10 protein-coding genes are annotated in these 11,529 nt (G+C 67.2%); 9 read left to right on the forward strand and 1 reads right to left on the reverse strand.

Annotated elements, in window-relative coordinates; all coding sequences use genetic code 11:
• Window positions 1–378: 378 nt before the first annotated feature.
• From GUY59_RS43390 to GUY59_RS43400, 3 genes are read left to right on the forward strand one after another with little or no spacing between them, the layout of a single operon-like run.
• Complete coding sequence (locus tag GUY59_RS43390; RefSeq protein WP_138207945.1) at window positions 379–828, forward strand: DoxX family protein; 450 nt, start codon at window positions 379–381, stop codon at window positions 826–828.
• Window positions 829–866: 38 nt separating this feature from the next.
• Window positions 867–1,613 (forward strand): hypothetical protein, encoded by a 747-nt coding sequence (locus GUY59_RS43395; RefSeq protein ID WP_138207943.1) that lies wholly within the window; start codon window positions 867–869, stop codon window positions 1,611–1,613.
• An 11-nt stretch (window positions 1,614–1,624) separates the two neighbouring features.
• Window positions 1,625–2,125 carry a DinB family protein gene (locus tag GUY59_RS43400; RefSeq protein WP_138207941.1) on the forward strand — a complete coding sequence of 167 codons (501 nt, stop codon included), beginning with the start codon at window positions 1,625–1,627 and terminating at the stop codon, window positions 2,123–2,125.
• A gap of 77 nt (window positions 2,126–2,202) precedes the next feature.
• Here the strand turns inward: GUY59_RS43400 and GUY59_RS43405 are convergent, their stop codons facing one another.
• Entirely contained in the window at window positions 2,203–2,682 is a 480-nt protein-coding gene (locus GUY59_RS43405) for an ATP-binding protein (protein WP_132332992.1), read from the reverse strand.
• A 234-nt stretch (window positions 2,683–2,916) separates the two neighbouring features.
• Here GUY59_RS43405 and GUY59_RS43410 point away from each other — a divergent pair, with 234 nt between their 5' ends.
• The 6 genes from GUY59_RS43410 to GUY59_RS43435 all read left to right on the forward strand — a co-directional run bounded on the left by GUY59_RS43410 (window position 2,917) and on the right by GUY59_RS43435 (window position 11,093).
• On the forward strand, window positions 2,917–3,783 hold the full coding sequence (locus GUY59_RS43410) for a helix-turn-helix domain-containing protein (protein ID WP_138207939.1): 867 nt from the start codon (window positions 2,917–2,919) through the stop codon (window positions 3,781–3,783).
• A gap of 167 nt (window positions 3,784–3,950) precedes the next feature.
• Complete coding sequence (tig, locus tag GUY59_RS43415; protein ID WP_138207937.1) at window positions 3,951–5,342, forward strand: trigger factor; 1,392 nt, start codon at window positions 3,951–3,953, stop codon at window positions 5,340–5,342.
• Window positions 5,343–5,711: 369 nt separating this feature from the next.
• Entirely contained in the window at window positions 5,712–6,344 is a 633-nt protein-coding gene (locus GUY59_RS43420) for a ClpP family protease (RefSeq protein ID WP_132332989.1), read from the forward strand.
• A gap of 11 nt (window positions 6,345–6,355) precedes the next feature.
• Entirely contained in the window at window positions 6,356–6,979 is a 624-nt protein-coding gene (locus tag GUY59_RS43425) for an ATP-dependent Clp protease proteolytic subunit (RefSeq protein ID WP_138207935.1), read from the forward strand.
• A 184-nt stretch (window positions 6,980–7,163) separates the two neighbouring features.
• Window positions 7,164–8,447, forward strand: coding sequence for an ATP-dependent Clp protease ATP-binding subunit ClpX (gene clpX, locus GUY59_RS43430; protein WP_132332987.1), 1,284 nt, complete (start codon window positions 7,164–7,166; stop codon window positions 8,445–8,447).
• Between the two features lie 72 nt (window positions 8,448–8,519).
• The gene (locus tag GUY59_RS43435; RefSeq protein ID WP_138207933.1) at window positions 8,520–11,093 is read left to right on the forward strand and encodes a valine--tRNA ligase; all 2,574 of its coding nucleotides are present in this window, start codon (window positions 8,520–8,522) and stop codon (window positions 11,091–11,093) included.
• Window positions 11,094–11,529 lie beyond the last annotated feature (436 nt).

Here is an 11,529-nt window from a genome sequence, read left to right on the forward strand (position 1 = left end):
CAACTCTGGCCTTGGACACACCGCCCACGCTGTTGATCGCGGCAGTTGCTTATGTCCTGAGACACACCCTGTTGAAGTTTCCTATGTCCTGCGACATGGGTTTCCTATGTCCTGAACCAGCACACTGTCGCCCCGACCGGTGTGATGTCTCAGGACATCGGAAACCCTCGAACCTACGGGTTCGGGGGTTTCGCACTGTAAGGCGCAGGAAGAGGTGGGTCCATTTCCACGTGGCGCAGCCGGAAGGGCAGCGTAGGACGCGGGTGACATGCGCTGCCACTTGGTCGAACGGCGCGTGCAGGGGTGCATCTACGTGCACCCCTGCCGGGTAGCCAGGCCGATTCCCCCAGGCCCGCCCGGGGCCCTAGCGTCGGAGCCATGAGCAGATCGACAAGGGGAGAGCGCGCCGTGACCACCGCACAGGGCAAGGCCGCCGACCGTACGCCCGCCCGCGGGCGCGCCCTGACCGTTCTCCTGTGGATTCTCCAGGTAGTCGTGGCCGGTTTCTTCCTCATGTCGGCCATGGGCAAGTTCTCGAACGTGGAACCGGCGAAGTCCACGTTCGAGGCCATCGGGTTCGGGGATTGGTTCCGCAACCTGGTGGCCGTACTGGAGGTGGCGGGGGCGGCGGCGCTGTTCGTGCCGCGGCTGGCCGGTCCTGCGGGCCTGGCGCTCGCCGGGCTGATGGTGGGCGCGACGCTGACCGAGTCGTTCGTGTCGGGCGGAGGCGTGGTGATGCCGCTGGCCACGCTCGTGCTCTGCGCCGTGATCGCGTGGGGACGATGGGAGAGCACGACCCGGCTGTGGGCGGCCGTCACCCGGCGGTAAATAAACTGTGTGGTCCCGCTCCCGTCACGGGCAAGGACATGCTCGAACTGTTCGACGACGATCCGATCTCCCGCCCGCTCACCTATCCAGGCCGGATCCCGGCGGCCTCCGGGGTCCTCGCCGACGACGCGTACATGCCGCTCCAGCCTCAGGGCGACGACCCGGGGGAGTGGGGCGTCGCGGGCGAGCCGCTCAGCGCACTGCTGGCACACCGGGGCTGCCTGCCGCTGACGGCTCGCCACCGCGTCGTCGCCGTGGGTTCCAACGCCGCGCCGAGTCAGCTGCGCAGAAAGTTCCTCGGCCACGGCGTACGCCCCGTCGTCCCCATGACGCTCGCCGACGTGCCGGGCATCGCCCCCGGAGTCTCGGCCCACGTGAGCAGGTGGGGTTACGTGCCGGCCGCGCCGATCGACACGCCGGGCGAGACGTCCAGGCTGTTCGTGCTCTGGCTGGACGAGCGCCAGCTCGCCGCCCTCGACCTCACCGAGCCCAACTACACGAGGCGGACGCTCACGCACCCGGTCAGGCTGGAGCCGGGCCCGCACCTCCCGCCACCCTTCGTCTACGCGGGTAAGCACGGCTGCGTCCTGGACGAAGGCCGCCCCCGCCGGCTGACGCCGCAGAGAGCGCTCATCCAGTCCCTCCTGGACGAGATCCCAGGGCTGCGCCAGGTGTGCGGCGACACGCCGGACGACTTCGTGGCCGGCGTCAAGGACGAGAGCGTACGCGCGACGGCGTCCCTCCTCCTCCAGGCAGAGCGGAGCCGCGCGCGGGCCGCCGGATAAAGTCGGGTTCCGTGACTGACACCCGCACTCCCCCGCCCCGGACAGGCGACGAACGGACCGTCCTGAACAACTGGCTCGAATGGCACCGCGGCACCCTGGCGGTCAAGTGCGCGGGCCTCACGGACGAGCAGCTGCGCCTGTGTTCCGCGCCGCCCTCCACGCTGTCGCTGCTGGGCCTGCTCAGGCACATGGCGCACGTCGAACGTTCCTGGTTCCGCCGGGTGCTGAACGGCGAGGACATCCCCAAGCTCTGGGACAAGGACCGCGACAACGACGCCGACTTCAACGGTGCCGGCAAGGCCTCCGTCGAGGAGGCGTTCGCCACGTGGCGGGCCGAGGTCGAGCGGGCCCGCGCGATCTCGGCCGCGACCCCGCTGGACGCCGTCGGCGAGCACAGAGGCTCCGACTGCTCGCACCGCTGGATCCTCGTCCACATGATCGAGGAGTACGCCCGCCACAACGGCCACGCCGACCTGCTGCGCGAGCGCATCGACGGCGCGACGGGCGAGTAGGCCCCCTGTACCTGCCGTCGGCCGAACACCGTCCCCGACGACAGGTACAGGGGGCCGTACCGGAAATGAGGGGTCTGTCAGGGGGCGTCGGCGTGGAAGAGCGCCCAGACGGCCTTGCCGCCGCTCGCCAGCGGGTCCCAGCCCCAGCGCTGGCTGTACGTCTCGACGATGTAGAGGCCGCGCCCGTTCTCCGAGATGAAGTCGGGGTTCTTGGGCCGCGGCACCTCGTCGCTCGGGTCGGCCACCGCCAGCAGCACGTGGGGCGCGACCCGCATCAGCAGCAGCTCGATCCCGCGCCGCCCGCGCGCGTACATCGCGTACCTGACGGCGTTGGTCACCAGCTCCGACACCACCAGCGCGGCGTCGTCGCTCAGGTCGTGCAGGCCCCAGCCGCACAAGGTCGAGCGTGTCACGTCCCTGGCGGTCTTGACCGAGTCGGCCTGGAAGGGCAGCGGGCACGAGGTCGTGTACGGCTTCTCGCCCATGAGAAGGTGGTCGAAACCGACCTCGCGGGTGATCTGCAGGCAATCGGCAGTGGCCAGCGGATCCTCCACCATGCTGCCGATACCTCCCCGTTCAACCTTCGTTAGTGCATGTTTGGCCCAATATGCACCAACCCATCATGGGTCACGCGGCCGGGTCGCTGCAAGACCCAGATGCACGTGCAGTTGCATTGTGCAGGAGCGAGCGGCATCAGCGTGCCGGCCGCTGAATCGGACACGGGGTTGGGACCTTGTCATACCTGGCGATGTGGTGTCACTGTGTGTGCGGACCTTGATAGGAGGAAGCAAGTGACGCAGAACCAGCCGGGTTCCGGGCCGACGGCGCTGCGCATCCTCCTGGGCTCCCAACTGCGCAAGCTCAGGGAAGCGAAGAACGTCACCCGCGAGGAGGCGGGCCACCTCATCCGGGGCTCCGAATCCAAGATCAGCCGCATGGAGCTCGGCCGGGTGGGGTTCAAGGAACGCGACGTGGCGGACCTGCTCACGTTGTACGGCGTCGAGGACCCACAGGCCCGTGACGCCGTGCTCGACCTGGTCGCCACCGCCAACGAGCCGGGCTGGTGGCACCGGTTCAACGACGTCCTGCCCACGTGGTTCCAGGCGTACGTCGGCCTTGAGGAGGCCGCCGCCAGGATCAGAACCTACGAGGTCCAGTTCGTGCCGGGACTGTTGCAGACGAAGGAGTACACCCGGGCCGTGGTGACCGCCGGGGCGGCGGGCATCGGAGCCGAGGAGATCGCCAGGCGGGTGGACCTCCGGCTGGAGCGCCAGCGGATCCTGGACAAGCCCGACGGGCCCATCTTTTGGGCGGTGATCGACGAGGCCGCGTTACGCCGGCCCATCGGCGGCGCCGAGGTGATGAAAGCACAGATCGAGCATCTCATCGAGCTGATGCGCCAGCCCAGCATCACGATTCAGATCATGCCGTTCAGCTTCGGCGGGCACAGCGCGGAGGGCGGGGCATTCAGCATCCTGCGCTTCCCCGACAACGACCTGCCGGACGTCGTGTACGTCGAACAACTCGCCAGCGCCCTCTACCTCGACAAGCGTGAGGACGTGGACAGGTACACCGAGGTGATGGAGCGGCTGTGCGCCGTCAGCACCACCCCGGACGAGACGATCGAGCTGTTGCGGACCATCGCGGACGAGTTCTGAGAGTCGTGACGTCGTTGTCGGGTGTGCATCTGCCCTAGACTGGCAGTCGGCGTTGGATCCCGCCGTGGCGGAGCATGCCCGACACCGCTCATGTGGGCGCGGCGCGTGAGCCGAAACCGATGAGACGCGCCCGCGATCACTCGTAGCATGATCAAGGAGACCATTCCGTGAAGACCGCTGTCGAGGAGCTCAGCCCGACCCGGGTCAAGCTCACCGTCGAGGTGCCGTTCGACGAGCTGCGCCCGAGCATGGATGCGGCATACAAGAAGGTCGCGCAGCAGGTGCGCGTCCCCGGGTTCCGGCCTGGCAAGGTTCCGGCCCGCATCATCGAGCAGCGCTTCGGCCGGGCGGTAGTGCTGGAGGAGACCCTCAACGACGCGGTGCCCAAGCTTTACGGCCAGGCCGTCGACGAGGTTGACGTGTTCCCTGTCAGCCAGCCGGACATCGAGGTCACGAAGATCGACGACGGTGAGCAGATCGAATTCACCGCCGAGGTCGACATCCGGCCCAACTTCGAGGTCCCCGACTACGAGGGCGTCGAGGTCACGGTCGACCCCGCCGAGGTCTCCGACGACGACGTCAACGACCAGCTCGACGCGCTGCGTCAGCGTTTCGCGACACTGACCGGCGTCGAGCGGCCCGCCGCCAACGGCGACTTCGTCGTCATGGACCTGCGCGCCGAGATCGACGGCAAGAACATCGAGGAGCAGCAGGCCAGCGAGGTGTCCTACGAAGTGGGCGCCGGTTCCGTGCTGCAGGGCCTCGACTCCGCGCTCGAGGGCATGTCCGCGGGCGAGGAGAAGAGCTTCAAGACAGAGCTGGTCGGCGGCGACAACGCCGGCGAGGAAGCCGATGTGATCATCAACGTCAAGTCGGTCAAGGAGAAGGTCCTGCCCGAGCTCGACGACGAGTTCGCCCAGCTCGCCAGCGAGTTCGACACGCTGGAGGAGCTCAAGGCCAGCATCCGCGAGCAGGCCCGCCGCAACAAGCTGATCGACCAGGTCGTGCAGGCCCGCGACAAGGCGCTCGACGCCCTGCTCGACAAGATCGACATCCCGCTCCCCGACAGCGCGCTCAAGGCCGAGGTCGACGCCCGCAAGCACAACCTCGACCACCAGGTGGCCGAGAGTGGCCTCAGCCGTGAGGCCTTCTTCCGCCTCTACCAGACGACGGAGGAGGAGCGCTTCGCCGAGTTCGAGAGCAGCGCCGCCAAAGCGCTCAAGGTCGGCTTCGTGCTCGACAAGGTCGTCAAGGCCGAGGAGCTGGGCGTCTCCGAGCAGGAGCTGACCAACTTCGTGGTCCGCCGGGCCATGGAGATGGGCGTGCAGCCCAACGAGCTGGCCAAGCACCTCGCCGACAACGACCAGCTCACGCTGGCCATGGTCGAGATCGTCCGTGACAAGGCCAAGTCGGTGATCGGCGACGCCGCCAAGGTGGTCGACACCGAGGGCAACGAGGTCGACCTCAAGGGCATCTACAGCGAGATCAACGGCAGCGAGGCCAATGAGGAAGAGGCCGCCGAGGACGACAGGGCCGACGGCGAGAAGGCCGACGCCTGACGCCTGAGCCGACCGGAGCCCCTGGACCCATCGGTCCGGGGGCTCTGTCATGACCTGACGCATCCGGCACTGGGCGAAGCGCTCAGATGGCTTGTGCGGAGCGAGGGGGATCGCGGGCGTCTGCGGGCGGCGCCCCGGGGCCCATCGCGCGGCACCCGCCCTCTCAGGCCGTCTCGGGGAGGCCGCCGTACGCGTTCCGGGGTCACGCGGGACGAAGACCGGCACAAGCCGAAGAAGCGTAACAGGCAACCATTCGCTCGAACCTGCGCCGTCAGCGAACAGTACGGGGGACCGGGCATGACCTGTAGGCCGGGCGCGTTAGGGTCACAAGCAAAGCCCATCGATTACGACGCATCGGAAGGTGACGCTGTGACCAGCCCGCCGACCTTCTATCAGCCTGAGTCTCGAGGCCGTGAGAACGGCTCCGCCTTCCGGCTTGAGGACCAGCTTTACCAGCGCCTGCTTCGCGAGCGCATCATCGTTCTCGGGCAGGAAGTCAACGACGAGATCGCCAACCGCATCTGCGCAGAGCTGCTGCTGCTCGCGGCCGACGATCCCGACCGCGATATCACGCTCTACATCAACTCGCCCGGTGGCTCGGTGAGTGCGGGCATGGCGATCTACGACATGATGGAATACGTGCCTAACGACGTATCCACGGTCGTCATGGGCATGGCCGCCTCGATGGGGCAGTTCCTGCTGTCCGCCGGCGCCCGTGGCAAGCGTTACGGCCTGCCGCACGCCCGTGTCATGATGCACCAGCCGTCCGGCGGCATCGGCGGCACCGCCGCCGACATCGCCATCCAGGCCGAGCAGATGCTCTACGTGAAGAAGACGCTGGCCGAGCGGATCGCCCACCACACCGGGCAGCCGCTCGAGCAGATCGAGGCCGACTCCGACCGTGACCGCTGGTTCACGGCCGAAGAGGCCAAGGACTACGGCTTCATCGACCACGTGGTGCGCAGTGCACGACAGGTGCCCACGCAGGGCCCGGTCTCCTAGGGGGAGCTGACATGAACATCGAAAGCCGTTACGTTCTCCCCTCCTTCGTCGAGCGCACGTCCTACGGCGTGAAGGAGATGAACCCGTACAACAAGCTCTTCGAGGACCGCATCATCTTCCTCGGAGTGCAGATCGACGACGCGTCGGCCAACGACGTGATGGCCCAGCTGCTGACGCTGGAGTCGCTCGACCCCGACCGTGACATCAGCATCTACATCAACTCGCCCGGCGGCTCGTTCACGGCCATGACGGCGATCTACGACACGATGCAGTTCGTCCGGCCGGAGATCCAGACCGTCTGCCTCGGTCAGGCCGCGTCCGCCGCGGCCGTGCTGCTGGCCGGCGGCACCCCCGGCAAGCGGTTCGCGCTGCCCAACGCCAGGGTGCTGATCCACCAGCCGTCCACCGAGGGCGGCGGTCAGGGCAGCGACATCGAGATCCAGGCCCGCGAGATCCTTCGCATGCGCACCCTCCTCGAGGAGATCGTGGCGAGGCACTCGGGCAAATCCTCCGCCGAAGTCCGCAAGGACATCGAACGCGACAAAATTCTCAACGCGGACGAGGCGAAGGCGTATGGTCTGATCGATGACATCATCCCGTCCAGGAAGAAGCGAGCTCAGGCCGTGGCTTCCTAGACGAGACGTGACGCGCCGGAGCGCTGCCCAATAGGGCACGTTCCGGTGCGACTCGCCGCTAGGGGGCTCACTGAGGGCCCAGAAGACGGTAACGTCGAAACCTGAGCGGTTCGGCCTAGTCCGGAGGATGTCCGGAGACACTGCTCGCGTGAGCAGGGCGGTCCCACGCAAAGGAGTATCTGGGGTGGCACGCATCGGCGACGGGGGAGACCTGCTGAAGTGCTCGTTCTGTGGAAAGAGCCAGAAGCAAGTCAAGAAGCTCATTGCCGGTCCAGGCGTCTACATCTGCGATGAGTGCATCGATCTCTGCAACGAGATCATCGAGGAGGAGCTCTCCGAGTCCTCCGAGCTCAAGTGGGACAACCTGCCCAAGCCGAGGGAGATCTACGAGTTCCTCGACGCCTACGTCATCGGTCAGGACAAGGCGAAGAAGGCGCTCTCGGTGGCGGTCTACAACCACTACAAGCGGGTGCAGTCCGGCGACCGGGGCAGGGATGACGGCCTTGAGCTGGCCAAGAGCAACATCTTGTTGCTCGGGCCGACCGGTTCCGGCAAGACGCTCCTGGCGCAGACCCTGGCGAAGATGCTCAATGTGCCTTTCGCCATCGCCGACGCCACCGCGCTCACCGAGGCCGGCTACGTCGGCGAGGATGTCGAGAACATCCTCCTCAAGCTCATTCAGGCCGCCGACTACGACGTGAAGAAGGCCGAGACCGGCATCATCTACATCGACGAGGTCGACAAGATCGCTCGCAAGAGCGAGAACCCGTCGATCACGCGCGACGTCTCCGGCGAGGGCGTGCAGCAGGCGCTGCTGAAGATTCTGGAGGGCACCACGGCCTCGGTGCCTCCGCAGGGCGGCCGTAAGCACCCCCACCAGGAGTTCATCCAGATCGACACGACCAACGTGCTGTTCATCTGCGGCGGCGCCTTCGCGGGCCTGGAAAAGATCATCGAATCGCGCATCGGCAAGAAGGGCATCGGCTTCAACGCCATCATCCGGTCGAAGGAAGAGGTCGACACCGCCGACGTCTTCGGCGACGTGATGCCGGAGGACCTGCTGAAGTTCGGCATGATCCCCGAGTTCGTCGGCCGCCTGCCCGTCATCACCTCGGTGCACAACCTCGACCGCGAGGCGCTCATCCAGATCCTCACCGAGCCCCGCAACGCGCTGGTCAAGCAATACCGCAAGTTGCTCGAGCTCGACGGCGTCGAGCTGGAGTTCACCGACGGCGCCCTGGAAGCGATCGCCGACCAGGCCATCCTGCGCGGCACCGGCGCTCGCGGGCTGCGCGCCATCCTGGAGGAGGTGCTCCAGTCCGTCATGTACGAAGTGCCCTCCAGGCAAGACGTCGCCCGCGTGGTCATCACCCGCGAGTCCGTGATCGAGCACGCGATCCCGACGCTCGTCCCGCGCGACCAACTCGCCGCCAAGCAGCAGCGCACACCGCGCGAAAAGTCGGCCTGAGCCGCATTCGTTCACGCCGGACGCCCCGTGGTCGCGAACCATGGGGCGTTCTGCTTTCCCGCCTCCCTAGAATTGGTCACTGTGACAACGCCAGAGCTGCCCACCCAATACACCCCGGCCGACGTCGAGACCCGGAGCTACGACCGCTGGGTGTCCGAGGGCTATTTCCACGCCGATCCGGGCAGCACGCGCGAGCCGTACAGCATCGTCGTTCCGCCGCCCAACGTGACGGGCGTCCTGCACATCGGGCACGCGCTCGACCACTCCATCCAGGACGCGCTGACGCGCCGGGCGCGGATGAAGGCCCACGAGACCCTGTGGCTGCCGGGCATGGACCACGCCGGCATCGCCACCCAGAACGTCGTGGAGCGCGAGCTGGCGAAGGAAGGCCTGTCACGCCACGATCTGGGCCGCGATGCGTTCGTCGAGCGGGTCTGGGCGTGGAAGGAGGAGTCCGGGGGCCGCATCCTCGGCCAGATGCGCAAGCTCGGTGACAGCGTCGACTGGTCGCGCGAGCGGTTCACGATGGACCCCGGCCTCTCGCGGGCCGTGCAGACCATGTTCAAGAAGTTGTTCGACGATGGGCTCATCTACCGCGCCGAACGCATCATCAACTGGTGCCCGCGCTGCCTGACCGCGCTGTCCGACATCGAGGTGGAGCACAGCGAGGACGAAGGCGAGCTCGTCTCGATCCGCTACTCCGACGAGATCGTGGTCGCCACCACGCGCGCCGAGACCATGCTCGGTGACACGGCCGTCGCCGTTCACCCCTCCGACGAGCGTTACGCGCACCTGATCGGCACGCTCGTGGAGGTGCCGCTCACCGGCCGCATGATCCCGGTGGTCGCCGACGAGCACGTCGACCCCGAGTTCGGCACCGGAGCGGTCAAGGTGACCCCCGCCCACGACCCCAACGACTTCGAGATCGGGCGGCGTCATTCGCTGCCGTCGCTGACCGTCATGGACGAGCGCGGAGTGATCACCGCGCACGGGCCCTTCCAGGGGCTCGACCGTTTCGAGGCCAGGCCCGCAGTGGTCGCGGCCCTGCGCGCCGAAGGCCGCATCGTCGCCGAGAAGCGGCCCTACCTGCACTCGGTCGGCCACTGCTCGCGCTGCAAGACCGTGGTCGAGCCCCGGCTGTCGCTGCAGTGGTTCGTCAACGTCTCGCCGCTGGCCAAGGCCGCCGGCGACGCCGTCCGCGACGGGCGCACCCGCATCCACCCGCCCGAGCTGGCCAAGCGCTACTTCGACTGGGTCGACGACATGCACGACTGGTGCATCTCCCGCCAGCTGTGGTGGGGCCACCGCATCCCGGTGTGGTACGGCCCGGGCGGCGAGGTCGTCTGCGTGGGCCCCGACGAGGAGCCGCCCGCCGGCTACACGCAGGACCCCGACGTCCTCGACACCTGGTTCTCCTCAGGGCTCTGGCCGTTCTCGACCCTCGGCTGGCCCGACTCGACCCCAGAGCTCCAGCGCTTCTACCCGACCTCCGTGCTGGTCACGGGCTACGACATCCTGTTCTTCTGGGTCGCGCGCATGATGATGTTCGGCCTGTACGCCATGGACGGCGAGCCGCCATTCCGTGTCGTCGCGCTGCACGGCATGGTCCGCGACCAATACGGCAAGAAGATGTCCAAGTCGTTCGGCAACGTGGCCGACCCGCTCGACTGGATCGAGCGCTTCGGCGCCGACGCCACCCGGTTCACGCTGCTGCGCGGCGCCAATCCCGGCGCCGACGTCGCGGTGAGCGAGGAGTGGGCGGCCGGTTCCCGCAACTTCTGCAACAAGATCTGGAACGCCACCCGCTTCGCCCTGATGAACGGCGCCGCCGTGGGCTCCCTCGACGACGCGCGGTTGACCCCGGCGGACCGGTGGATCCTCTCGCGCCTGCAGACGGTCATCACGGCCGTTGACGCGGCCTTCGAGGAGTTCGAGTTCGCCAAGGCCTCCGACCTGCTCTACCACTTCGCCTGGGACGAGGTCTGCGACTGGTATCTCGAACTGGCCAAGATCCAGCTCGGTGAGGGCCTGGAGCACACCCGGCTCGTGCTCGGCCACGTGCTCGACGCGCTGCTACGGCTGCTGCACCCGCTGACGCCGTTCGTGACCGAGGAGTTGTGGCGGGCCGTTACCCGCGGCGAGTCCGTGGTCGTGGCGCCGTGGCCGAAGGCCGACCCCCGCTACGCCGACGCCGCGGCCGAGGCCGAGATCGGTGCGCTGCAGGAGCTGGTGACGGAGGTGCGCAGGTTCCGCTCAGACCAAGGGCTCAAGCCCGGCCAGAAGGTGGCCGCCCGCCTCGGGCTGGCCGGCACGCCGCTGGCCGGACAGGAGACGGCCATCCGCGCGCTGCTGCGCCTGACCGAGCCGGCGGAGTCGTTCAACGCCACGGCGCGGTTCACCGTGGGCAAGGTGAGCGTGGAGATCGACACGGCGGGCGCCATCGACGTTGTGGCCGAGCGTAAGCGGCTGGAGAAGGACCTCGCAGCCGCGCGCAAGGAAGGCGCGCAGGCGGCGGCCAAGCTGGGCAACGAGCAGTTCATGGCCAAGGCGCCGGATGACGTGGTGGCCAAGGTGCGGGGCCGCGCCGAGCAGGCGTCCGCCGACATCGCGCGGCTCGAGGCACAGCTCGCCCGGCTCGGGGTTTGAGACACAGCCCCGACGGGAAAGCCTATTCGTTACCTGAGAACGGGACCTTCGACCCCGTCGGGGCTGCTACAGTTTTCCAAGCGGGGCAGTCAACCCCGACATCCTTCCTGATCACACCTCGATTTCTGGGCGGTCCAGCCACGCGATTGGACAGCGGCCGGATGTTGGAGTAAGTTAAGAGGGTTGCCTCCAAGTGGGGCACGTCCTAAAGATCCCGAATCGGGCGGTTTGACAAGGATCGTCCATATCGGGTAATCTTGAGGAAACGAAGTGTGTAAGCCTCCGCGGCAGGGTCGGTAAAGATCTTGACGGGGATGTATGCGTGCGTTTCTTGAGAACTCAACAGTGTGTTAAAAGCCAGTGCATGATGCACAACCCCGTCCATCGGCCCTTTTGTGGCTGGTGTTGACGGATTCCTTTTTGTTAGTTGGGTTCA

It is taken from the genome of Nonomuraea sp. K271 (genome assembly GCF_009908215.1).
GTDB lineage: Bacteria > Actinomycetota > Actinomycetes > Streptosporangiales > Streptosporangiaceae > Nonomuraea > Nonomuraea longispora.